Below are 22968 nucleotides of genomic sequence, written 5' to 3' on the forward strand. Positions count from 1 at the left end.
CCGTCGCCCCCCGGAGGAGTCCCGTTTGGCCGACGTCGAGGGTGGGGGCCGCCTGGAGAAGCAGCTCGGCCTCCTCGACGTGTACGCGATCTGCACCGGCGCGATGTTCGCCTCCGGCTTCTTCCTGCTGCCGGGCATCGCCGCCGCCAACGCCGGTCCATCGGTGGTGCTCGCCTACCTCGTCTCCAGCGTGCTCATGGTGCCCGCGATGTACTCCATCGCGGAGTTGTCCAGCGCCATGCCGCGCGCCGCCGGCACGTACTTCTTCATCCACCGCAGCATGGGACCGCTGGCGGGCACGGTCGGTGGCCTCGGTGCCTGGCTGGTGCTGATCGCCAAGAGCGCGTTCGCCCTGGTCGGCATGGGCGCGTACCTGTCGCTCTACGCCGACCTGCCGGTCCGCTCGCTCGCGATCGCCCTGACGGTCGGGTTCGGGGTGCTCAACGTCCTCGGGGCGAAGGAGACGGCACGTCTGCAGGTCTGGCTGGTCGCCACGCTCGTCGCGATCATGAGCTTCTTCATCGCCAACGGACTGTTGGACCTGACCCTGGCCGGCGAGACGGTCGCCGGGCAGTTCCGCCCGTTCTTCGCGTTCGGCATCGAGGGGTTCGTCTCCACGATCGGGCTGGTCTTCATCTCCTACGCGGGTCTGACGAAGGTGTCGTCGGCCGCCGAGGAGATCCGCGACCTCGACCGCAACCTGCCGCTGGGCATGATCCTGGCGCTGCTGACGGTGGGTGCCATCTACACCGCGGGGGTCGCCGTCCTCGTCGGCGTGCTGCCGGCCGACGAGCTGCGTGAGGACTTGACCCCGGTGGCCACGGCGGGGGCCCAGGTCTTCGACTGGCTGCCCGGGGCGGTGGCGCTGGGGCTGATCGTCCTGGCTGCGGTGACGGCGTTCGCCTCCACGGGCAACGCCGGCATCCTGACGGCCTCGCGCTACCCGCTGGCCATGGCCCGCGACCGGCTGATGTGGAGCGGCTTCGACCGGCTCGGGCGGTTCGGGACGCCGACGGTCAGCATCGTCGTCACCTGCGCCCTGATGGTGGCCGCGATCCTGTTCCTCGACGTCGAGCGGCTCGCGAGCCTGGGCAGCGCGTTCCTGCTGCTGCTGTTCGCGCTCATCAACCTGTCCGTGATCCTGATGCGCGAGGGGCGCATCGCCTCCTACGCGCCCGGCTACCGCTCACCGTTCTACCCGTGGATGCAGATCGCGGGCTTCGTCGCGACGTTCGGCCTCATCTTCACCCTCGGGACCTTCTACGTCGCCTTCATCCTGGTGATCATCGTCGGCTCGTACCTGTGGTACCGGCTGTACGTCCGCGAGCGCGTCGAACGCCGAGGCGCGCTGTTCGGCGTCTTCCGCCGGCTCGGTGAACTCCACGACGAGGGGGTCGACGAGGAACTGTGGAGCATCCTGCAGGAGCGGGGCGCAAGCGAGGGCGACTCCTTCGACGCCCTGATCGCTCGTGCGCGGGTCATCGACCTGGACGGGCCGACCGACCTCGAGGACGTGAACGCGCGCGTGCTGACCGCCTTCGACGCGGCGCTGCGGGGCCCGGACGGACGCCGCAACGGCTCGATCGACCTCCGGGCGGCACGCGGCATCGTTCCCGAGCGGGCACCGGCGGTGGTCTACGACTTCGTACTCGACGAGATCGAGCAGGCCGAGGTCGTCCTCGTCCGCAGCAGGCGCGGCGTGCAGATCGCCGGCGCCGCCCGCTTCCCGGGCGCCGATGCCGGGAACGGCGAACCCGACGCGCGGGGCACCGTCCACGCGCTGCTCTATCTCGTCAGTCCCCCGGAGCCGGTCACCCAGCACCTGCGGCTGCTGGCGCAACTGGTGTCGATGGTCGAGGTCCCCGACTTCGTCCGCGCCTGGCGTCATGCCGGTGACGACCAGCAACTGCTGGAGACGTTGCTACGAGACGAGCGCTTCCACTCCTTCGTGGTCGGGGCTCCTGGCCCGCCGGCCCGGATGGTCGACCGTCGGCTGCGCGAGATCGACTTCCCAGGTGACACGCTCGTCGCGTTGATCCGACGCGGCAACCGCACGATCGTGCCCAACGGCGACACACAGCTGCGCGAGGGCGACCGCGTCACCGTGATCGGTTCACCCGACGACGTCGCGTCGCTGGTGCGCGACGAGCCGGCGAACGACTGAGGATCAGACGCCGGACGTCATGGTGTCACGCAGGCGTGCCAGCTCCGTGTCGGCACAGGCGCGGCACAGCGGCACGCGGAAGGCGTCTCCGGTCACGTCGTCGACCTGCTCGAGCACGGCCGACTCGGCCTCCGGACGCCGACGCCGGCACCGGGCGCAGCGCTGCCGGCCGTGGGCGGCGTGAGCCCGTGTGCGGCGGGCCTCCGCCACGGCGCAGCCGTCACAGACGAACGCCTTGAGGGCCTGACCGGGAACGGCGTCCTCGTGGGTGACGATCCATCCGTCGGCCACGTCCTGCTCGTCGCCACACCACGCACACGGCCACGTCGCTGACGCACCTTCCGTCGTCGCGGCGCGCTCGATCCTCAGGATGCTCACCTCGACGGACTTCCCTCGCTCCCGGGGCCCACCCTGCCGTGCGGGTGCCACCGCCGATACCGGCCAACGATCAGGGAGCCGGAGGCGGCACGGACGGGCATGGAAGGAGGGGCCGGACGCGAGACCTCGTCGTCCGGCCCCTCCGGATCGTGCCCGGCCGGTCAGGCGCGACCGGCGCTGGGGATCACGCCCTTGGCGCCGCGGCCGCCTTCCCAGTCGGTGTACTGGTAGGGGTTGTCGAACAGCTGCTGTTCGGGCAGGTCGGGCGACATGCCGCTGCGCCACTCCTGCTCGCCCATCTCCGACCGCAGGTAGTCGATGGTGCGGCCGACCTCGTCCTTGGCGCGCTGCAGGTCGACGTCGACGAGCTCGTGGGCGTACTTGACGGCGCGCCCGTTCACGAAGACGGAGTGCACGTCCGCGCGCGTGGCCTGGAACACGACGTGCCCGTAGGGGTGCAGGATCGGGTACATGGCCGGCGAGCGGTCGTTCTTGACCAGGACCACGTCGGCCTTCTTGCCCGGCTCGAGCGAACCGACGAGATCGTCGAGGTCCAATGCCTGCGCACCACCCCGGGTTCCCCACCGCACGACGTCGTCGGCACGCAGCGCGTTGTAGACGACGGTGTCGCCGTCGGCCTGGGTGTCGAGGTGGTCGCGGCTGCGGTCGGCGCTGAGGGTCGCCCGCATGGCGTTGAACAGGTCGCCGCTCCACCACACGCTGGTGTCCATCGACAGCGAGACCGGGATGCCGTGCCGGCGCAGCGCGTAGGTGGGCGGGTAGCCCTGGCCGGCGCTCTGTTCGCTTTCCGTGGACACCGACGCGAACGCACCGGACGCGGCGATGCGCTGGTAGGAGTCGTGCGACAGCGAGGCCGCGTGCACGTAGGTGACGTCGGGCGTCATGAACCCGTGGTCGCACATCAGTTGGATGCTGTTGTCGTTGGTGGCGCCCCAGACCCCGGCATGCGTGGTGACCCGCAACCCCTGCTCGCGGGCCGCCTCGAAGGCCGCCTTCTCCGGGAAGGCCGGGTCACCGGTCACGTCGAAGGCGAGCTGGACCTGGAGCAGGTCCTCCTTCCCGCCCCGGCGCCGATCGATGAAGGCGCGCACGTCGGCGCTGGGCACCCACTCCCACGGGCCGGCCTGGATGTTGCCGTAGGCCAGCACGTAACGCCCCGGCATGGCGGTCAGCGCGTCGGCGGCCGCCTCGGCGTGGTCGACGGTCTGCAGGCCGTGCGACCAGTCGACCACGGTCGTGACGCCGGCGTCCAGCGCCTCCACGGCGGCGAGCAGGTTGCCGGCGTGGATGTCCTCGGGCCGGAAGATCTTGCCCCAGTTGAGGTAGTAGAAGACGAAGTACTGGGTGAGCGTCCAGTCGGCGCCGTAGCCGCGCATCGCCGTCTGCCACATGTGGCGGTGCGTGTCGATCATGCCGGGCATGACGATCCCGCCCGAGGCGTCGATCTCCACGGCGTCGTCGGGTACCTCGAGGTCGGTACCGACGGCCTCGATGCGGTCGTCGACGATCAGCACGTCTCCGCGTTCGAGGACCGTGTCACTGCGGTCCATGGTCAGCACGGTGCCGCCGCGCAGCACGGTGGGCCGGCCGCTGTTGAGTCCGTCACGGGTCGCTGGAGTGTCGGTCATACGTCCTCTCCCGATTGCGCGTCGCGCGCCGCGCAGTCCCGTGCGCTGCCGCCGCCAACCAACGGACACCCATCCGTCTGGCGGACACACGGCATATTCTGCGCGGCATCGACGGATGTCAAGCGCCGCCGGAAACGCGCCAGGAGGACCCCGCATGCCGATCGCCCGCCGCCTGTCCCGAGTGCTGCTCGCCGCGCCCTTCGTCGTACTGGGCTACGAAGCAGCCGCCGAACCGGGCGGACGCGTGGACCTCGCGGCCGGCATCGGGATCCCGAACCCCGAGGCGGCCGTGCGGCTCAACGGTGCGGCCATGACGGCAGGCGGGGTGGCGTTGGGGCTCGGCGTGCTGCCGCGCAGCGCGGCGACGGGCCTGGCCGTGTCCCTGGTGCCGACCACCCTGGCCGGCCACGCGTTCTGGAAGCACGAGGACCCCGCGACGCGCAAGACGAACCGCATTCAGTTCCTCAAGAACCTGGGGCTGATCGGTGGACTCGTGGCCGTCGCGGCGGCCACGGAGGGCGGCGAACGACGCCGCCGGTGACGACAGCCGGACGGCCTCGACGACGGGTCGGCCGCCGGCGCGTACGGTTTGCGAGGTCGGCGGGCACGCGTCCGCCACGCGAGGAGGCGACAGGATGGCCCGGAGCCAGACGGGGCCCGATTTCATCGAGGCACTGGCGCGCGGCATCGACGTGATCCGGGCGTTCGCACCGTCGCGACCGACGATGGTCCTGAGCGAGGTGGCCGAGGCCACTGGCCTGGCGAGGCCGACCGCGCGCCGGATCCTGTTGACTCTTCAGGAACTCGGCTACGCCCGCCTGGACGACCGCGGCTGGTCGCTGACCCCCCGCGTGCTGGAGCTCGGTACGGCCTACGTGCACTCGCAGGGGCTGTGGGAGCTCGCCCGCCCGCACATGGAGGACCTGGTCCGCCAGACCGGCGAGTCCAGTTCCATCGCGCAGCTCGACGGGTCGGACATCGTCTACGTCGCACGTGTGGCGGTGCCCAAGATCATCACGTTCGCGGTTGCCATCGGCACCCGCTTCCCGGCCCTGCAGACCTCGCTGGGCAAGGTCCTGCTCGCCGCGTTGCCGCCCGAGGAGGTCGAAACGCGGCTCGCCGAGCCGAGCCGCTCGGGGATCACCCCACGCTGGCAGCCGTCGCGTGAGGAGCGCGAGCAGCACTTGCGCGAGGTTCGGGCCCGCGGCTGGGCGGTGGCCGACGAACAGCTCGCGGCCGGGATCCGTTCTGCCGCGGTGCCGCTGCGTGACGGCGAGGGCCGGGTGGTCGCGGCCATGAACGTCACCGTGCACGCGGCCGAGACGTCGGTCGAGACGCTGACCGACGAGCACCTGCCGCGGCTGCTGGCCGCCGCCGGCCGCATCAGCCACGACTACGCGCTGCGCGACGCCGTCCCCCAGGTGACGATGGGCGCCCCGGTCCCATGACCTCCCGCCCCGGGGCCGCCTTGACGTGCGCGACCCGGCAGGCGACCATGCGGACACGTGTCCGCACAACGGTCATCCGGAGTCGACGTGACGTCGCCAACGCCCGCATCCGCCCCGCACGCCGACGCCACCGGGCCGCTGTCCGGCCTGGTGGTCGCCGATTTCTCCCGCATCCTGGCGGGGCCCTACGCGACGATGCTGCTGGCCGACCTCGGCGCCGAGGTGGTCAAGGTGGAGGGTCCGTCCGGGGACGACACCCGCACCTGGATGCCGCCGGTGCGCGACGGGATCTCCACGTACTACCTCGGCGTCAACCGCAACAAGCGGTCCATCGCACTGAACCTCAAGGACCCCGACGACCTCGGTCTGGCGCGTGAACTGGCCGGGCGCGCCGACGTCCTGATCGAGAACATGCGACCGGGCGGCATGGCGCGCTTCGGCCTCGACTTCGACAGCGTCCGGGCCACCAACCCCGGGATCGTGTACGCCTCGATCTCGGGGTTCGGGTCGACGCCCGAGGGCGCGAAGCTGGCCGGCTACGACCTGATGGTGCAGGGCATCTCGGGCCTGATGAGCCTCACCGGCGACCCGGCGGGCGAGGCGTACCGGGCCGGCATCTCGGTGTTCGACGTCATGGCGGGCATGCACGCTGCGATCGGGATCCTGGCGGCGATCAACCACCGCCATGCCACCGGCCAGGGCCAGCACGTCGAGGTGAACCTGCTGTCCTCGGCGCTGTCCGGCCTGGTCAACCACAGCAGCGCCGCCGTCGCCGGCGGCGTCACGCCCTACCGCATGGGCAACGCCCACCCGAGCCTGTTCCCCTACGAACCGCTGCCGACCGCCGACGGCGCGATCATCGTGATCGCCGGGAACAACGGCCAGTTCGCCCTGCTCTGCGACGTGCTGGGCGTGCCGGAGCTGGCCGAGGACGACCGCTTCCAGTCCAACGAGGACCGCACGGCCCGTCGCGACCAGCTCAAACCACTGCTGGTCGACGCGCTGGCGAAGGGCACGACCGAGGAGTGGTTCGCCCGCTTCCGCGAGAAGGGGCTCCCGGGCGGTCCGGTGAACACGGTCCCCGAGGGGGTCGCGTTCGCCGACTCGATCGGGCTCGAACCGGTCGTCGAGGTCGGCGAGGGCGACGCGGCGATCCCGTCGGTGCGCAACCCGATCTCGTTCTCCACGACGCCGCCGTCCTACCGCTACGCCCCGCCGGCCCTCGACGAGCACGGCGACGAGGTGCGGGCGTGGTTGCGGCGCCCGCGGGGCTGACCTCACCGACCATGACCAGGAGCGACACGACCGTGACCGACGCCGCCGAGCCCCGCTACCGCACGTCGCTGGGCGCCTCCGACGCGACCACCATCACCCTGCTCGGCGAGGACCTCGCGTCCGACATCATGGGCGAGGTCGGCTTCGGTGAGCTGTCGTTGTGGTTGCTGCTGCGGCGGCGCCCCGAACCGGGCCAGACCCGCGTGTTCGAGGCCGTGCTGGCGTCGCTGGCCGACCACGGATTCGTGCCGACCGCGATCGCGGCGCGCCTGACGCTCCTGAGCGCACCCGACGCGTTGCAGGGAGCGCTGGCAGCCGGCCTGCTCGGCGGCGGTTCACGCTTCCTCGGGGTCACCGAGGACTGCGGGCAGTTCCTCGCGGCCAAGGTGTCGGCGCTGGAGGCGCCGCTGCCCGACGAGGACGCGGGCTGGGACGAGGTGGCGCGCCAGATCGTCAAGGAGGAGCGCGCCGCCCGCCGCATCATCCCCGGCCTCGGCCATCCGACGCACACCTCCGACCCGCGCGTGCCCCGGATCCTGCAGATCGCCGAGGAGGCGGGCCTGCGCGGCCCGCACCTGCGGTTGTTCGAGGCGATCGGGCGCGTGCACCACGAGGTGCTCGGCCGCACGCTGCCGCTCAACGGCGCGGGGGTGGGCGGGGCCGCGCTGGTGGACGCCGGCATCCCGTTGCCGATGCTGCGCGGCGTGGCACTGCTCGCACGCGCGGCCGGCCTGATCGGCCAGCTCGCCGAGGAGCTCGAGCAACCGATCGCCAACGAGATCTACCTGTCCGTGCACCGACACACGGACTACGTCGACCCGGAGTGACCGCGGCGGGAGGCGCCGGGGTGAAGAGGAGTGGGAGGGGTCATGACGACGACACCGGAGAACCTGCGCGACCAGGTCGTGAGCGCGTTCGGCGCCGCACCCGACCCGCGCGTGCGCGAGCTGTTCACCAAGCTCGCCCAGCACCTGCACGACTTCGTCATCGAGACGAACCTGACCGTCGATGAATGGCTCGCGGCGGTCGAGTTCCTCACGGCGGTCGGGAAGATGAGCGACGACAAGCGGCAGGAGTTCGTGCTGCTGTCGGACGTGTTCGGCATCTCCGCACTGGTGGACTTCCTCAACGGGCCGCAGGGTGAGGACGCGACGGAGAACGCCCTGCTGGGACCGTTCTACGTCTCCGACGCGCCCCTGCTGGACAACGGCGACTCCATCGTCAAGCAGTACGAGGGGGAGCCGCTGCGTCTGGAGGGCCGGGTCACCGGCCAGGGCGGTGCCCCGCTGATCGGCGCCCAGGTCGAGGTCTGGCAGATCGCCGCGAACGGCGCCTATGACGGCCAGGACCCCGACATGGTGGAGAACAACATGCGGGGCCGCTTCCTCACCGACGAGGACGGGCGCTACTGGCTCATGACCAACCGCCCGTTCGGCTATTCCGTGCCGACCGACGGCCCCGTCGGCCGGCTGCTCGACCTGCTGCAGCGCGACCCGATGCGGGCGGCCCACATCCACCTGCGGGTCAGCGCCGAGGGTTACCAGCCGCTGGTGACGCAGCTGTACGACGCCGACTGCCGCTACCTCGACACCGATGTCGTCTTCGGCGTCCGCGAGTCGCTGGTCACGAAGCTCGACCAGGTCGAGGACGGCACCCTCCGCGCCCGCTTCGACGTCCGGCTCGTCCGGGCGACGTGACCGCCGGGACGGCTCCACCCCCGCGGCCGTCCCGGCAGCCACACCGCGTTCCCTCCCCTAGCGCGCGACCTGTACGTGGTCTGCGCGCCGCGTTCCGGTGGGTCGAGGCGCACGTTGACGGCACGACAGCGCCTGGCTGCCGTGCTCGGGATGTCCGCCCGAGGCCGGCCCCGTTCGGTATGGCCGACCGGATGGCCGAGGCAGCGTCGACGCACTGAACGGTGACGACGTCTCCGGCCTGCCGACCTACGGCTGGGACCAGTAGCCGTCCGAACGTCGACGGGGGTACGGGCCGCGCCGGTCCGTACCCTCGTCGCTCGTTGCGGCCGGCCGGGGACACGGGCCTCGCGGGGCCTGGGACAACGGAACGCGAGGAGGGGTCGTGAGGATCACCGTCACGGGGGGCGCCGGCTTCATCGGCGCGAACCTGGTCCGGCGCCTGGTCGCCGCATCGGACGTCGAGGTGAGCGTGCTGGACGACCTGTCCAGCGGGAGGCGCGCCTACCTCGAGGAGCTGCCGCGGACGCGGCTCGTCGTCGGCGACGTCCGCGACGAGGCAGCGCTGGACGAGGTCGTCGCCGGCGCGGACGCGGTCGTGCACCTCGCCGCGCGCGTGTCCGTGCCGGAGTCGGTCGCGGACCCGGTCGACACCCACGAGGTCAACGCGACCGGCACGCTCCGGGTGTTCGAGGCGGCGCGACGGCACGGCGACCTGCACGTCGTGTGGCCGTCGTCGGCAGCGGTCTACGGCTCACCGACGACGATGCCGGTCAGCGAGGAGCTGCCACCGGCCCCGGCCAGCCCGTACGCCGCCTCCAAGCTGGCCGGCGAGGGGCTGGCCCGGTCGCATGCGAGCAGCTACGGGCTGCCGGTGCTGACCTTCCGGTTCTTCAACGTGTTCGGCCCGCTGCAACCAGCCGACCACGCCTACGCGGCGGTCGTGCCGGCCTTCGTGGACGCCGCGCTCGCGGGCCGGCCGCTGACCATCTACGGCGACGGCGAGCAGACCCGCGACTTCATCTCCGTCCACGCCCTGACCGGCGTGCTGGAGACCGCGCTGCGCCGGCGCCTGGTGCACATCGGTCCGGTGAACCTCGCCTTCGGCACGCGACGGTCCATCAACGAGCTCGCCGGGCTGCTGGAGGAGCACTTCGGCCCGCTGCCGGTCGAGCACCGCGAGGAACGTCCAGGTGACGTCCGCCATTCGCAGGCGGACAACCGGCTGCTGCGCGCACTGGTGCCGGATCTGCCGCAAGACGACTTCCCGGCCGCGTTGGCCGACACCGTGCGCTGGTTCCGGGCCCAGCACGACGACGTCGCGCAGCTGACGCCGGGCCCGTCCTGAACGTCGAACGGCGGCCACCTGGCGTCAGGTGGCCGCCGTCGCGACGTCGCGGTGATTGGGCGTTCAGGCGCTCTGCTGCTCGGCGATCTCGCGCTTGATCTCGTCCATGTCCAACTCGCGGACCTGGCGGACGAGGTCCTCGAGGGCCGCGCCGGGCAGCGCACCCGGCTGCGAGAACAGCACGACCCGGTCGCGGATGATCATCAGCGTCGGGATCGACTGGATGTTGAACTGGGCGGCGAGCAGCTGCTGCGCCTCGGTGTCGACCTTGCCGAACACCAGGTCGGGGTGGTCCTCGGAGGTCTCCTCGTAGATGGGGCCGAACATGCGGCAGGGTCCGCACCACTCGGCCCAGAAGTCGACCAGGACGATCTCGTTGTCGTCGATGGTCTGCTGGAAGTTGTCAGCGGTCAGTTCGACGGTCGCCACGAAGGCTCCTGAAACGGTCGGGGGGTGGCCGGAGTCCGGCCGGTCCCCAGTGAGAACGCCGGACCGCGGCGGGCCATTCCGGGCTCCGGGCCACGGCCGCCCGCGGGCGGGCGTACCGCACGCAGCCCGCCATCCGGCGCACCCGCCCCTCGCTGTCGAGGCAGCGACGCACGGTCGAGGCAGCGACGCACGGTCGAGGCAGCGACGCACGGTCGTGACAGCGACGCACGGTCGGAGTGGTGACGCACGGTCGAGCCAGTGGCGCACCGGTGCGACGCTGGACCGACCGTGCGGCACACCTCCGACACGGCCTCCGCCCACGGTCGAGGCAGCGACCGCCTTGGGAGCGGCTGCCGCGTGCTCAGCTGGTGCGGCCGCGGGCGGCGACGGGGACACGCTGGACGGCGGCGCCGTCCCGGGTCACGACGAGTTCGTCGGTCAGGTTCACGACCGGACAGACGTGGTTGGGCACCACCGCGACCACGTCGCCGACCGCCGGTGGCGGCAGGTCGTCGGGCAGCGAGACGACCGCGTGGTGGTCGTAGACGGACGTGATCGTCGCGCCGGGCAGCGCCGGGATCACCCCGTGGCCGTCGAGCCAGCCCGGCTTGTCCTTGGCGAGCGCCTTGGCGCCGGCGTCCAGCACGCAGCCGCCGGGCACCGCGGTGCTGACCACCGTCGCCGCCACGGCCAAAGCCACGGTCGCCGGGTCGGAGCCGCGCAGGTTGACCTGCTGGCGGTCCCCGAAGACGTAGGTGCCGGGCCGTTCCTCGGTGATCGGCTGCGCGGAGGCGTCGACGGCCGTGGGCGTGGATCCCGCGCTGACGACGCGCACCTCGAAGTCGGCCGCGTCCAGGGCGGCCAGGGCAGCCGCGAGGGTCGACTGTTCGTCCCGCGCGGCGCCGCTGACACGTTCCGGGCCGCGATAGGCGTGCCCGCCGTGGGTGAACACGCCGGCGAGCGGCAGGCGAGCGTCCGCGACGGCGCGTGCCACCTCGGCGACCCGGTCCGGGCTGGTGCCGGTGCGCCCCTCACCGGAGTCCACTTCGATCAGGACCTCGGGTCGGTCCGCGGCGCCGGCGAGCGCCCGCCCGAGTTGCGCGGCGCCCTCGACCGAGTCGACGCCCACCGACAGCTGCACCCGACCGGCGAGCGCCCGCAGCCGGCGGGCCTTCTCCCCCACCGCCCACACCGGGTAGGCCACGAACACGTCCTCGGCGCCGCCGTCGGCCAGCACCTCCGCCTCGCCGAGCACCGCCACGGTCATGCCGACCGCGCCGGCGGCAAGCTGCCGTCGGGCGAAGAAGGGGCTCTTGTGGGTCTTCGCATGCGGTCGCAACGCGACGCCGCGGTTGTCCAACAGCGCTTGCATCCGCGCGATGTTCGCATCGACCCGGTCGAGGTCGACGACCACCTCGGGGGTGTCCAGCCCGTGGGGAAGTCGCGGCGCGACGATGCTCCCGTCGAGGTCGGTCAGCGGCACGGGCGGCTCCTGCGGCGGGCCGGGTGCGTGTGTTCGCGCGTGATCGTCGGGCGGCTCACGCGTCGCGGTTCAGCACGAGGCAGAACGGGTGGCCGACCGGGTCGAGGTAGACGCGGAAGGTCTCGCCCGGCTGGTACTCGGCCTTGCGGGCGCCGATGGCCAGCACGCGACGCTCACCCTCGTCGAGGTCGGGCACGTCGAAATCGACGTGGGCCTGTTGCGGCCGGTCCGTGCTGGGCCAGTTCGGCGCCCGGTAGTCCTCGACCTGCTGGAACGCCAGCGTGATCCCGCCGTCGCTGCGCAGCTCGACCCAGTCGGCGTCGCCCCCGCCGTCGTCGTCGACCGGCCAGCCCGTCAACTGGCTGTAGAACTCCGCCAGCGCCCGCGCATCGGGGCAGTCGAGGGCGAACAGACTCAGTCGCGCGATCTCGGCCATGCCATGAGGCTAGTCGGCGGCCGGACGGCGCGCGCGGGCGGGACCCTGCCGCCGGGTGGGGGGCCCGCCTCTTGCGACCCGGGTCGGCGCGACGCACGCTTTGTCGTGTCGTACGGGGAGGTGGACATGGAACTGCAGTCGGGTGACGCCATCGAGGTGGTGTCCAACAAGGTCGAACAGCCCCACCGCAGCGGGGTCGTCGAGCGGGTCCTCCAGCAGGACCCCCTCCGCGTCGAGGTTCGGTGGGAGGACGGGCACACGTCGGTGTTCATGCCGAGCGGCGGCAACGTGCGCGTCCGCGAACACGCGGCCGGCAGCGAGGCGGACGCCGGCGGCACGGGCACCGAGCGCTGATCGTCGCGACGTGGGCCGGCCCGTCGTCCTGCGCCGACGGGCCGGCGCGCCCGTGCCGGCGTCGCGGTCGGACGTGGGCGGTGCCTACCGGCGCGTCAACTCGCCGTCCGGGACGACAGCACCAACGGCAGGACCGGCCCGGCACCGGCCTCGGCGAGCAGCACGCCGGCGACGGTCAGGGTCCAGCCCGAGCGCGTCAAGGTGTCCACGAGTAGCACCGGACCGGAGGGAACCGGGCCGGCCAGCCGTAGCGTGTCGAGCGCGTTGGCGGCTTGGAACGCGGAGTTGGCGAACTGGTCCTGTGGCGGGGTGTCGGCGGCCTCCAACACGTCGTGATGGACCGACAGGCGGCCGAGTTCGCCGAGCCGGTCCGCGACCGCCCGGGTCAGCGTCCCGTAGGTCCGCGACGGGACGGTCACGATCGACTGCGGGCGCCGCGGCCAGTCCCAGCGCGCCAGCAGCGCCACGAGCCCGTCGACGGCCTCGCCGAACGCCGCACCGGTGGTGAGTTGATCGTCCTGGCCCGACCGGACGAGCTCCAGGAGCTCGGCCACCTGCTGCCCGTAGCCGGAGGCGTCGGCACCGGCCAGGGCCCGGCCCGTCGCTGCCTGCACGTCCTTGGGAATGTTCCCGCGCCGGTCGTGGCCGAGCCGGTCCAGTCCGGACGGCCAGCGCCGCCGCGGCATCACCGGCAGTTCGCGGTCGCGGACGTGGCGGCGGGCGAGGTCGAGGACCCTGTCGTCCAACTCGACCGCCAGGGGGCGGCCCGTGCAACGCCCACACCGCCCGCACGGCTCGGCGGCCGGATCGTCCAGGGCGGCCGTCAGCAGCTGCATGCTGCACTGGGTCGTGGCCGGGTCGAGGTAGCGGCGCATCACCTCGTGCTCCGCCCGCCGGCCGTCGAGCAGGCGCCGGTACCGGGCGTCGTCGTGGCGGTAGGGTCGGCCGGTGGCGACGTAGCCGCCCTCCACCCGCGCGACCACGCCTTCCACGTCGAGCACCTTCAGCAGCAGCTCGAGGCGGCTGCGGCGGACGTTCACCGCCGTCTCCAGCGACGGCAGGCTGCGCGGCGTCGACCCGTCCAGGGCGGCGACGATCTGGTCCACCTCGGCCTGCGTCGGGATCCCGGCGACGTCGAAGTGGTGCCACAGTCGCTCGTCGGCCGGCGTCGGCAGGACGACGATGTCGGTGTCGTGCCCGCCGCGGCCGGCCCGGCCGATGGCCTGGTAGTAGGCGACCGGCGACGAGGGCGCCCCGAGGTGGATCACGAACCCCAGGTCGGGTTTGTCGTAGCCCATCGACAGCGCCGTGGTGGCCACGACCCCGGCGAGCTGGTTGGCCTTCAGAGCATCCTCGAGCTGTGCGCGCTGTTCGGCGTCGAGCTGGGAGGTGTAGGCGGCGACGTCGTGGCCGGCTTCGGTGAGGAACGCCGCGACACGGTCGGCCTCCGCAACGGTGAGCGTGTAGACGATGCCGGCGCGGCCCGACGGCGCATGGTCGGCGAGGTAGCCGGCGATCCAGGCCAGGCGCTGCTCGTGGCTGGAGAGGTCGACCACGTGCAGGCCGAGCGTGTCGCGCGCCAGGGCGCCACGGAGCACGGTGACCGGCACGGGCTCGCCGTCCGGGCGGCGCGCGAGCTGGTCGGCGACGTCCGTGACGACCCGGTCGGTGGCCGTCGCGGTGCACGCCAGGACCGGCACGGCCGCGGTGCGGGCGGCGGCCAGCTGGTCCAGCACGTCGCGGAGCCGTCGGTAGTCGGGGCGGAAGTCGTGGCCGTGGTCGGAGATGCAGTGCGCCTCGTCGATGACGAGCATCCCGATGCTGGCGACGAGCCGGTCCAGGATCTCCGCCCGGAACCGGGGGTGGTTGAGCCGCTCCGGCGACACGAGCAGCAGGTCGACCTCGCCGGCGGCGACCTCCCGCTCGATCGTGTGCCAGTCGTCGACGTTGGTGGAGTTCACGGTCTCCGCCCGCAACCCCATCCGCCGTGCGGCGGCCAGCTGGTCACGCATGAGCGCCAGCAACGGCGAGACGATCAAGGTCGGTCCGGCCCCCTGTTCGCGCAGCAGCCGGGTGGCGATGAAGTAGACCGCGGACTTGCCCCAGCCGGTGCGCTGCACCACCAGCACCCGCTCGCGCCGGTCGACCAACGCGTCGATGGCGCGGTCCTGGTCGGCGCGCAGCGTCGCATCCAGGCCGGCGAGCTCGCGCAGCAGGGCGGCAGCGTCCTGGGTGGTCGGCACGTCGTTCGGCGTCCTCGTCGTGGAGCGGGCATGATGCGCCCTCGTCCCGCATGGCGCACATCCGCGCGCCCGCCGCCTGTGGATCAGCGGCGCGTCTCGCGGTCGAGGACGACGGCGCCGGTGCGGGCCGATCTCGTCTCGAGCAGCCCGGCGTAGGACTCGTTCGTGACCCCGGTGTGCCGCTCGCACACGGCCTGGAACGTCCCGGCGCTGCCGTCGCCGTCGAACAGGTGGAGCGGGTAGCCGCAGAGCAACTCGAAGTGGTGGCGCAGGCCCTGCCGGTTCCACAGGTCCTCGAGCACCAGCGCCTCGAGGGCCCGCTCGTTCGCGTGCAGCAGCGCGACCATCTCGCCGTAGATGTGCACGGATCGGCCCGTCGCCACCAACCGTTCGATGTGGCCGGCCACGACCGTGTCGAACCGGTCGGGGTCGAGCGCGCCGTCCACTTCCAGGGTGGCCAGCGTGGCCTGCGCGTCCAGCAGCACCAGCCGTTCCGGATCGACCACGAGCCCCGCCGCCGCGACCCGATCGTGCATTGCCGCCGCGAAGCGGGCGCGGTGGTCGGCGGTCGCGATCACCAGCGCGATGCCGTCGGCCAGCAGGGCCGGAGCGAGGAAGTCCGCGACCGCCTCGGCGAGGAAGTCGTCCGACTCGTAGAAGCCGACGAGATGGCTGGCCCGCCCTTGCGGAGCCAGCGCGTGTGCGGACGGCATGGCGACCTCCCAGCACCCCCCGCGACGACGTCGGTGAGACGCCGTCAACGAGGTCGCAGCCCGTGCGGGGCGGACCCTAGCCGTCGGACAGGTCGGACGAAACGGGAATCGTGGAAACCGTCGACCGGTTGCGAACGCCCGGATGCCGCCACCGCGCGCGGGCGGCCAACGGTCCGCCGGACGACCGACGGTGCGTGGCGGACGGCCGACGGTCCGCGGGGCCGGCGGTCCCCGCTGCCGATGCGGCGCCGGCGGACACAAGCCGGCCGCTCGTGACGGGGGAGACACGAGCGGCCGGAGGAGAACGTGCACCTCGTCCCCGAGGCACGTGCCGAGACCCTGACCAAGGAGCCGCTCGGTTCTCCCGCGGGTGAGGCTAGGGCGGCGTGCTGGACGTAGCGCCCGATGCCACTGAAGATCTCCTGAGGGCTAGCCGGGCGCGCCGTCGAGCGGGCGCCGGTCGCCAGCTGAAGCGCACCGGTGTGTCACCACGCTGGACAGGCCCGAGGACCGCAGTCCATGCTCGGGCCGCGTTGCTGCTCGTGCAGAGACGACCCTGTTCACGCTCCGGCGAACCCACCTGCCGCGGTTCCCGACGCCGCCGTGACCACGACCGCTCACGGCCCCCCGGGCCCTCACGGCCCGGTGGCTGAGCGGACCGGACCCAGGTGGGCGAGCTTGTCCGGGTTGCGTATCGCCTCGATGCTGCGCACGGCACCGTCGGCGACGTCGAGGACGAACACGACGAGCAGCGACCCGTCCGCCACGCCGACGACCAACCCGGGCGTGCCGTTGTACCAGCGCGTTTCCAGCACGACATCGGACGGTGCCTGGCGGGCCAGTCCTTCGAAGAAGCGCATCACCCGCTCGGCGCCCTCGACCGGTCGGCGCGCCGCCGAGACCTTCCCGCCCCCGTCCGAGCGCAGGACGACGTCGGGCGCCAGCGTGGACAGCAGGGCCTGCAGGTCACCGGTCCGGCAGGCCTCGAGGAAGCGGCCCGCCACCTCGGCGCGCACGCTCGGGTCGGGCTCGAAGCGTGGACGGCGGGCCTCGACCTGTTTGCGGGCACGCGACACCAGCTGCCGGCAGGCCGCTTCGCTGCGGTCGAGGATCGCGGCCAACTCGGCGTGGTCGTAGCCGAACACGTCGTGGAGCAGGAACGCGACCCGCTCCGCCGGGCTGAGCGACTCCAGCACGACGAGGAACGCCATCGACACCGACTCCGCCAGCTCGACGGGATCGCCGGGGTCGCCGGACGACTCCAACGGTTCGGGCAGCCAGGGTCCCACGTAGACCTCCCGTCGGGCCTGCGCCGACGTCAACCGGTCGAGGCAGATCCGCGAGGTGGTGCGGTTCAGCCAGCCACCGACGTTGTCGATGCCATCCGTGCCGTGGCGCTCCAGCCGCAGGAACGCCTCCTGCACGGCGTCCTCCGCCTCGCTGACCGAGCCGAGGAGGCGGTAGGCCAGCCCGAGCAGCGCCGAACGATGCTCGTGGACCGCCACCTCCAGGCTCGTCACGCCGCCTGCTCCTCCTGCTGTCGCCGTGCCGTGGTGCCGGCGGCGCGCCGTTGCGCGATCGCCGTGGCCGCCGACGACGCGCTGACGAGGCTCGCCTGTGACAGGTTGCCACGGGTGCCGACCCAGTCGCCGGCGACGTACAGCCCCGGCGCGCCGGGCACCTCGGGACCGGGCCGGCCGCGCCGTCCGCCGTTGGCGGCCAGCCCGCCGTCGTTGGTGACGGTGAGGCCGGGCAGGTAGCGGGCGTGGACCACCTCGTCCCGCCAGCCCGGCAGCACCTGGTCCAGCAGTGCCTCGAGGCAGGCGCGGGTGTCCGCCGGGGCGCGCTCGCCGATGCGCAGGAACCGGGCGACCTGGACGACCGCGCCGCCCGCGGGGGCGATGCGGCTGTGGTCGGACTGGACGGAGAGGTACAGCGGCTCGTCGACGCCCAGCACCAGCGAGTGGCCCGCGGGGCGGTGGGCCAGGGCGACGTCGAGGCAGGCCATGTGCACCGCGGCGGCGCGCCCGGCCCAGCCGTCGACGGTCTGCCGCTCCTGCCCCGTCAGCAATCTCGCCACGTCCGCGGGACCCCCGACGGCGACGAGCACGGCCGCGGCGTCGAGCACCTCACCGTCGCGCAGGACGACCTCCCACCCGCCGGCGGCTGCGCGCCGCACCTGCTGGACGCCGGCGCCGGTCCGCAGCTCGGCGCCGGCGGCGAGCGCCGCCCGGCGCAGCCGCTCGACGAGCGCCCCCCAGCCACCGTCGAGGTAGCGCACGCCCCCGCCGCGGATCGCCTCGGCCATCACGTCGGCGCCCTGCTCGTCGAGGGAGTCCGAGTAGGTCGCCAGGCGTGCCACCACGGTCGCGGTCGCGCGGGCGCGGCGGTCGGGGATCCGGCGCTCCAGCCAGTCGCGCACGCTGCCCTCAGGGTCCCCGTGCCGGGTCTCCGCGGCCATCCGCCCGATCGCCGCGAGCGTGCGCAACCCGCCGGCGCCGCGGCGGCGCTGCAGCGGACCGACCAGCTCGCCGTCGACCAGCAGCTGCGCGCGGTGCACGGCTGGGCTGTGGCCGGGCAGCTCGATGCCCAAGCGCCGCAGCACGGCCGTGCCCGGTCCGCCGAGGGCCAGGCCGTGCGGGCCGAGGTTGAGCGCGAAGCCGCCGCGCACGGTCGAGCGGGCACGACCGCCGAGTCGGCCGCTGCCGTCGACGGCGACGACGGGGACGCCGTCGCGGGCGAGCTGCAAGGTGGCGGTGAGGCCGGCCAGGCCCCCACCGACGACGATCACGGGGCGGGTCTCCATGGGGCGACTCCGAGGGTCGTTGGGTCCGTCACCGCTTCGACGACGCACCCACCGCGTCTGTGACACGCCACCGCGCGACGCGTCCGGACCGAGAACGCCGCCGAACCCGCTCGCGCGAATCCGCGATCTGCCATGCTGAGGCCAGCCCTTTCGAGGCAGGTGTGCGGTGGGTTCTCGACCGGTGTCGCCCGCCGGCGCGGCCGGCCGGGGTCGACGGGTGCGCGACGCCGTGGCCTCCGTCCGCCGGCCCACGCGCGACGACCTCGCGCGCCTGCACGGGTCGGCCTGGTGGCCGGCCGTCTCCACGGTGGTGCTCGTCGGGCTGATCGTCGGGGTGTTCGTCCTGCTGCGTACCGGGAGCGGCCGGACCGCGGAGAGCCGGGCGTTCGCCGCCACCGTCGAGTTCCACATCTGGGCGCTGGCCCTGGCTGCCACGGTGGCGCTGTGGGTCGTGATCGCGGCGGTCGTCGGTCAGGCGGTCCGGAGGGTCTTCCCCGATCGGGGTCGCGGCTGGTTCGTGGGTGCCGCCTCGTGCTACGGCCTGCTGATCCTCGCCCTGATGGGCGGGCTGTCGCTCGCCGGCGGTGGCCCGGTGAACCCGCTCCATGCCGCCCGCGTCAAGGTCCTCTTCCTCGTCGGGCTGATCATGGCCCTCGGGTTCCCCGCGGTCGCGGGATTGTGGTGCACGCAGGCGCGGCTCGGCCAGTTCGCTCGTTTCCTCCCGCTCGTTCCGCGGGTGGCCGTGCCCGCGTCCGCGACGGGCGGGGACGTCGCGTCCGAACCGACCCCGACGGCGGCGGCAGCGAGCGCGGAGGTGGACCGTGCCCACTGCGCCAGCCAACTCGTCGGGCTGCGGCGGCTGACGCAGCGCATCCTCACCGCCGTCAGCATCGGCATCTCCGCGGGCGTCGTCAGCACCGGCGCACTGCGGAACGCCCTGCTGAGCTCCGGCGCCGCGACGCCGGAGACGTTCCCGTCGTACTGGGTCCTCGCCTACGGCGCGCTCTTCACGGGGCTGTTCGCGATCGTGTTCGTGCCGACGTTCGTGGAATGGCGCGGGGTCGCCGCCCGGTTGGTGGACGAGGCGTTCCCGATCCCTCCCGACGGCATCCCCGGCGACCCCTGGCACGAGGGGCGCGCGAGCATGAGCAAGATGCTCCAACTCGACGTCTCGCCGCTGCGTGCCCTGGGACCGCTCGCCGGGGTGCTGGCTCCGGTGGCCACCAGCCTGGCCGCCGTGTTCGTCTCGGAGGTCGGCGGCTGACCGGCAGGACTCGCCGTCGCGGTGGAACGGACGATGCTGCCGCGTCCCGGCTGTAAGGCGCCGCTGCCCGGCGCGTCAGGTTCTCCGTTGGTGACCAGTGCGACGACGGAGAGCGACCGATGAATCCCATGACGACGTACACGACCTTCCCGAGGCGCCGCCGCGGCACGGACCGCGGCCGGCGCCGTTCCCTGCCTGCCCGGCGCGGCATCGCGATCGCGGTCGCCCTCGCGTCGGCGGTGCTCGCCAGCGGCTGCCAGGACGGACAGCTTCCGCGCGTCTCGGGCGAGGCCGCGCCGCAGATCGGCGCCGCCGTCGACGTCGTGATGCTGCAGTACCTCGACGAGCAGCAGATCCCCGGCGCGACGGTGGCCGTCACGAAGAACGGCCGGCTGGTGCTGTCGAAGGGTTACGGCGTGGCCGACCTGGACAGCGGGCGCCAGATGGAACCGTGGCACCGCACCCGGATCGGCAGCGTCTCCAAGGTGCTGACCGCCATCGCCGCGCTGCAACTGGTCGAGCAGGGCGAGCTCGACCTCGACGGTCACCTGTACGGCTCCTCGGCCACGCCGATCTGGGGCGCCGACCCGGAGGGCACGCCCGGCGTGCTGCACGCGAACGACGCCGTGCTCGAGGATGCGGGTCGCTACCTCGCCGTCGCCGCCGAGGCCGTCCAGCGCCGGGTGCCGGCACCCGGTGACGACACGACCGGGCTGCCGGCCTACCTCACCCAGGGCAACTACCAGGCGAACGTCGCCGAGCTCCTGGACTGGATGAGCGAGGTCGAGGTCCGCCACGCACTGAGCCACACCGCTGGCTACCTGCGCAACGGCAGCGGGCCGGCCGCCGCGACCCGCTTCGACAAGGACGAACTCGACGTCACCTATCCGGAGGTGCACGAGACCATGATGGCGGGGGCGACCGCCCGTCCATTCCGGTTCCGTCCCGGCAACCACCGTGAATACTCGAACCACGGCTTCGGCCTGCTCGGGCAGGTGGTCGCCGAGCGCAGCGGCGTTCCCTACGTCGACTACGTCCGGGCGAACCTGCTGCAACCGCTGGGGCTCCACGACGTCGTCCCCGTCGACGTCGTGCACCTGCAGAGCGAACGCGACGCGGCGGGCTACGACCTCGACGAGAAGTCGGGCCTGCCGATCCCGCCCCTGCCGGAAAACGTCATCGAGCGCGACGAGCCCGCCATCAGCACCTCGACCGGCGGCTGGGCCGCGACGGCGCAGGACGTGGCCCGCATCGTCTGTGGCGTGGACGTCGCGAGCAACCACCGCCGCCTGCTCGACCTCGACACCGCCGCGACGATGGTGAGCCCCGCCGTTCCGGAGCTGTCCTCGAAGTGGGTGCTGGGCTGGGACGAGCGCTACACCACCCCGTCCGTCACCAAGAACGGTGCCACCCCACGCGGAGGCGGCGCCCGGGTGACCAAGTACCTGCCGGGCGGGCTGGACGACGCGGAGATCAACGTCGTCGTCAACATCAACCGGCGCGGTAGCCCGCCGGTCGAACTGCTCCGGACGATCGGGCTCGCGGTCGCCGAGGCGGAGGTCGCCGCCGACTTCGACCTGTTCCCGGCCTCGCACCGGTGCCAGGGCGAGGCACCCACGCTGGACATCACCCAGCCCGGCCACGGCGGCACCTTTCGCCTCGGCGAGGAGATCCACGCGGAAGCGATCGCCCGGGACCACACCGGCCGGGCGCTGCCCGTCACGTGGTCGCTGCCCGACGGCCGGCGGATCGACGCCGTCCCGAGTCCGTCCGACGGCACCGTGAGCCTGTTCACCGACGCGGTGCCGGTCGGGAAAGACACGCTGCGAGCCAGCGCACGGGACGCCGGCGGCCACGAGGTGACCGACGAGGTGATGATCGAGGTCGTCCACGACGCGCCGACGGTGAGCATCGTCACCCCTGGCGACGCCGCGTCGGTGCCCGCGGACACCGACCTGCTGCTGGTCGGCCACAGCACGATGGGCACGCACTTCACGCTGGCCGACGACCAGGTCATGTGGGAGCTGCGACGCGGCGGCGAGGTCGTGCACGAGGCGAGCGGTCACGTGGCGACCGTCCCGGCCGACCACCTCCAGCCGGGCGGTCATACGCTGGTGTTCACCGGTTCCGACGGCGTGGCCAGCAGCAGCGCACAGGTGGCGCTGCAGGTCGAGGGGGGCCCTGGCGAACCGCCGCGCCGCGGTCGCCCCTCCTCCCCTGCGCCGGGGGGTCCGACGACGCCGCCCGGTGGGCCTGGTGTTCCCGGTGGACCCGGTGGACCCGGGAAGCCGGGTGGGCCGGGCGAGCCGGACGCACCGGACACGCCCTGGCAGCCGGCCGTCGCCACCATCGAGCTCCCCGTCGCCGGCGGCCCGATCGCCAGCGGCCCGGGTGGCACCGCCGTCGCGGTGGAGCTCGCCGGCTCGGCCGTCGACGTGACCGGCGAGGTGCTCGACGGAACCCGCCTGCGATGGATCATGACCAAGATCGGTCAGGCGCCCGAGGCCCTGTGCGAGGGCAGTCACTTCGCGGCGTCCGACCAGGGTCCCGACGAGCCGGTCGTTGACTGCGGAAGCCTCGTCACGGACCTGCTGCCCGAGCCGGTGATCGGGGGCAGCGGGACGTCGTTCGTCCTCGCACTGGAGGCGCGGGCGTCCGACGGCACCGTCGCGAAGGACTTCCGGGTCCTCACCGTGATCATCCCGCCCGCCGGCTGATCCAGAAGGCCTCGCCGTCGGCTCCGATCCGGCCGCCCACACGCGGTCGGATCGCGCGCCGGCGGCCGGCGACGTTCAGCGGCCGCTGGCGCCCAGCACGGCCTCGGCGATGAGCTTGTCGAGGCGCCGGACGTCGACACCCTTGTGCAGATTCACCTTGATGTGGCCGGCCCGCGTCCACAGTTCCAGTTCGGCGTTGAAGTCGAGCATGCCCGCGGCGTTCTCCGACGACCACATGTTGATTGCCGAGTAGGGCAGGCTGTAGATCTCGACCTTCTTGCCGCGCAAGCCCTGCGCGTCGCGGACGATCAGCCGCCGGGTCGTGAACACGGCGCTGTCCCGGAAGGTCTTGTAGGCGGCAACCGCCTTCTCGCCGTCGACGAGCAGGTCGGTCACGTCCGACGGGATCGGGATCTCCTCGACGAGTGTCCAGGAGAGGATCGCACTGGTTTCGGCCACGGCAGGTGTCCTTTGGCAGTGAGGGCGGTGGCAGCACCGCTCAGGCGGCGCGGCCATGCGTCGTCGAAGCATCCGGGTTCAGCCCCTCGATCCCCGGAAGCGACCGGA

20 protein-coding genes are annotated in these 22968 nt (G+C 72.8%); 10 read left to right on the forward strand and 10 right to left on the reverse strand.

Annotated features, from left to right (window positions below; translation table 11 throughout):
- The first annotated feature begins 25 nt into the window (after window positions 1–25).
- Entirely contained in the window at window positions 26–2164 is a 2139-nt protein-coding gene (locus ACERM0_RS12925; RefSeq protein WP_373679020.1) for an amino acid permease, read from the forward strand.
- A gap of 3 nt (window positions 2165–2167) precedes the next feature.
- On the opposite strand, the gene ACERM0_RS12930 is transcribed toward ACERM0_RS12925, so the two are convergent.
- Together ACERM0_RS12930 and ACERM0_RS12935 are read right to left on the reverse strand one after the other, a co-directional pair.
- On the reverse strand, window positions 2168–2455 hold the full coding sequence (locus ACERM0_RS12930; protein WP_373679021.1) for a hypothetical protein: 288 nt from the start codon (window positions 2453–2455) through the stop codon (window positions 2168–2170).
- 248 nt (window positions 2456–2703) lie between these two features.
- A complete protein-coding gene (locus tag ACERM0_RS12935; protein WP_373679022.1) occupies window positions 2704–4191 on the reverse strand; it encodes an amidohydrolase family protein in 1488 nt (495 codons plus the stop codon).
- Between the two features lie 154 nt (window positions 4192–4345).
- Between ACERM0_RS12935 and ACERM0_RS12940 the strand changes: the two genes are divergently transcribed.
- From ACERM0_RS12940 to ACERM0_RS12965, 6 genes are all read left to right on the forward strand, one after another.
- Entirely contained in the window at window positions 4346–4732 is a 387-nt protein-coding gene (locus tag ACERM0_RS12940) for a DoxX family protein (protein ID WP_373679023.1), read from the forward strand.
- 94 nt (window positions 4733–4826) lie between these two features.
- Window positions 4827–5639: an IclR family transcriptional regulator C-terminal domain-containing protein gene (locus ACERM0_RS12945; RefSeq protein WP_373679024.1), complete on the forward strand. Its 813-nt coding sequence runs from the start codon at window positions 4827–4829 to the stop codon at window positions 5637–5639.
- 87 nt (window positions 5640–5726) lie between these two features.
- Window positions 5727–6914: a CaiB/BaiF CoA transferase family protein gene (locus tag ACERM0_RS12950; RefSeq protein ID WP_373679025.1), complete on the forward strand. Its 1188-nt coding sequence runs from the start codon at window positions 5727–5729 to the stop codon at window positions 6912–6914.
- An 11-nt stretch (window positions 6915–6925) separates the two neighbouring features.
- The gene (locus tag ACERM0_RS12955) at window positions 6926–7741 is read left to right on the forward strand and encodes a citryl-CoA lyase (protein WP_373679026.1); all 816 of its coding nucleotides are present in this window, start codon (window positions 6926–6928) and stop codon (window positions 7739–7741) included.
- 42 nt (window positions 7742–7783) lie between these two features.
- A complete protein-coding gene (locus tag ACERM0_RS12960) occupies window positions 7784–8611 on the forward strand; it encodes a dioxygenase (protein WP_373679027.1) in 828 nt (275 codons plus the stop codon).
- A gap of 382 nt (window positions 8612–8993) precedes the next feature.
- The gene (locus ACERM0_RS12965; RefSeq protein WP_373679028.1) at window positions 8994–9956 is read left to right on the forward strand and encodes an NAD-dependent epimerase/dehydratase family protein; all 963 of its coding nucleotides are present in this window, start codon (window positions 8994–8996) and stop codon (window positions 9954–9956) included.
- A 63-nt stretch (window positions 9957–10019) separates the two neighbouring features.
- Here ACERM0_RS12965 and trxA read toward each other — a convergent pair whose 3' ends face one another.
- The 3 genes from trxA to ACERM0_RS12980 all read right to left on the reverse strand — a co-directional run bounded on the left by trxA (window position 10020) and on the right by ACERM0_RS12980 (window position 12304).
- Window positions 10020–10385, reverse strand: coding sequence for a thioredoxin (trxA, locus tag ACERM0_RS12970; RefSeq protein WP_373679029.1), 366 nt, complete (start codon window positions 10383–10385; stop codon window positions 10020–10022).
- A gap of 361 nt (window positions 10386–10746) precedes the next feature.
- The gene (locus ACERM0_RS12975; protein WP_373679030.1) at window positions 10747–11868 is read right to left on the reverse strand and encodes an alanine racemase; all 1122 of its coding nucleotides are present in this window, start codon (window positions 11866–11868) and stop codon (window positions 10747–10749) included.
- Between the two features lie 55 nt (window positions 11869–11923).
- Entirely contained in the window at window positions 11924–12304 is a 381-nt protein-coding gene (locus ACERM0_RS12980; protein WP_373679031.1) for a VOC family protein, read from the reverse strand.
- Between the two features lie 126 nt (window positions 12305–12430).
- Between ACERM0_RS12980 and ACERM0_RS12985 the strand changes: the two genes are divergently transcribed.
- Entirely contained in the window at window positions 12431–12658 is a 228-nt protein-coding gene (locus ACERM0_RS12985; protein ID WP_373679032.1) for a DUF1918 domain-containing protein, read from the forward strand.
- A 95-nt stretch (window positions 12659–12753) separates the two neighbouring features.
- Here the strand turns inward: ACERM0_RS12985 and ACERM0_RS12990 are convergent, their stop codons facing one another.
- The 4 genes from ACERM0_RS12990 to ACERM0_RS13005 form a co-directional block, all read right to left on the reverse strand.
- Window positions 12754–14901, reverse strand: coding sequence for a DEAD/DEAH box helicase (locus tag ACERM0_RS12990; protein ID WP_373679033.1), 2148 nt, complete (start codon window positions 14899–14901; stop codon window positions 12754–12756).
- 83 nt (window positions 14902–14984) lie between these two features.
- Window positions 14985–15614: an MEDS domain-containing protein gene (locus ACERM0_RS12995; protein WP_373679034.1), complete on the reverse strand. Its 630-nt coding sequence runs from the start codon at window positions 15612–15614 to the stop codon at window positions 14985–14987.
- 635 nt (window positions 15615–16249) lie between these two features.
- Window positions 16250–17134, reverse strand: a complete 885-nt coding sequence (gene sigJ, locus ACERM0_RS13000) for an RNA polymerase sigma factor SigJ (protein ID WP_373679035.1) — start codon at window positions 17132–17134, stop codon at window positions 16250–16252.
- Window positions 17131–18420, reverse strand: coding sequence for a phytoene desaturase family protein (locus tag ACERM0_RS13005; protein ID WP_373679036.1), 1290 nt, complete (start codon window positions 18418–18420; stop codon window positions 17131–17133). The genes sigJ and ACERM0_RS13005 overlap by 4 nt, the downstream gene beginning before the upstream one ends.
- Window positions 18421–18637: 217 nt before the next feature.
- On the opposite strand from ACERM0_RS13005, the gene ACERM0_RS13010 reads away from it, so the two are divergent.
- Both ACERM0_RS13010 and ACERM0_RS13015 read left to right on the forward strand, forming a co-directional pair.
- Window positions 18638–19684: a hypothetical protein gene (locus tag ACERM0_RS13010; RefSeq protein ID WP_373679037.1), complete on the forward strand. Its 1047-nt coding sequence runs from the start codon at window positions 18638–18640 to the stop codon at window positions 19682–19684.
- A 128-nt stretch (window positions 19685–19812) separates the two neighbouring features.
- Window positions 19813–22401 (forward strand): serine hydrolase domain-containing protein, encoded by a 2589-nt coding sequence (locus ACERM0_RS13015; RefSeq protein WP_373679038.1) that lies wholly within the window; start codon window positions 19813–19815, stop codon window positions 22399–22401.
- Between the two features lie 75 nt (window positions 22402–22476).
- On the opposite strand, the gene ACERM0_RS13020 is transcribed toward ACERM0_RS13015, so the two are convergent.
- Entirely contained in the window at window positions 22477–22860 is a 384-nt protein-coding gene (locus ACERM0_RS13020) for a PH domain-containing protein (protein ID WP_373679039.1), read from the reverse strand.
- Window positions 22861–22968 lie beyond the last annotated feature (108 nt).

Source organism: Egicoccus sp. AB-alg2, assembly GCF_041821065.1.
Taxonomy (GTDB): Bacteria; Actinomycetota; Nitriliruptoria; order Nitriliruptorales; family Nitriliruptoraceae; genus Egicoccus.

Bases quoted from the DNA above. Each gene is read 5' to 3' on its own strand.
- ACERM0_RS12935 (WP_373679022.1), bottom strand. From the start codon at position 4,191: ATGACCGACACTCCAGCGACCCGTGACGGACTCAACAGCGGCCGGCCC.
- ACERM0_RS12940 (WP_373679023.1), top strand. From the start codon at position 4,346: ATGCCGATCGCCCGCCGCCTGTCCCGAGTGCTGCTCGCCGCGCCCTTC.
- ACERM0_RS12945 (WP_373679024.1), top strand. From the start codon at position 4,827: ATGGCCCGGAGCCAGACGGGGCCCGATTTCATCGAGGCACTGGCGCGC.
- ACERM0_RS12955 (WP_373679026.1), top strand. From the start codon at position 6,926: ATGACCAGGAGCGACACGACCGTGACCGACGCCGCCGAGCCCCGCTAC.
- ACERM0_RS12960 (WP_373679027.1), top strand. From the start codon at position 7,784: ATGACGACGACACCGGAGAACCTGCGCGACCAGGTCGTGAGCGCGTTC.
- ACERM0_RS12980 (WP_373679031.1), bottom strand. From the start codon at position 12,304: ATGGCCGAGATCGCGCGACTGAGTCTGTTCGCCCTCGACTGCCCCGAT.
- ACERM0_RS12985 (WP_373679032.1), top strand. From the start codon at position 12,431: ATGGAACTGCAGTCGGGTGACGCCATCGAGGTGGTGTCCAACAAGGTC.
- ACERM0_RS12995 (WP_373679034.1), bottom strand. From the start codon at position 15,614: ATGCCGTCCGCACACGCGCTGGCTCCGCAAGGGCGGGCCAGCCATCTC.
- ACERM0_RS13005 (WP_373679036.1), bottom strand. From the start codon at position 18,420: ATGGAGACCCGCCCCGTGATCGTCGTCGGTGGGGGCCTGGCCGGCCTC.
- ACERM0_RS13015 (WP_373679038.1), top strand. From the start codon at position 19,813: ATGACGACGTACACGACCTTCCCGAGGCGCCGCCGCGGCACGGACCGC.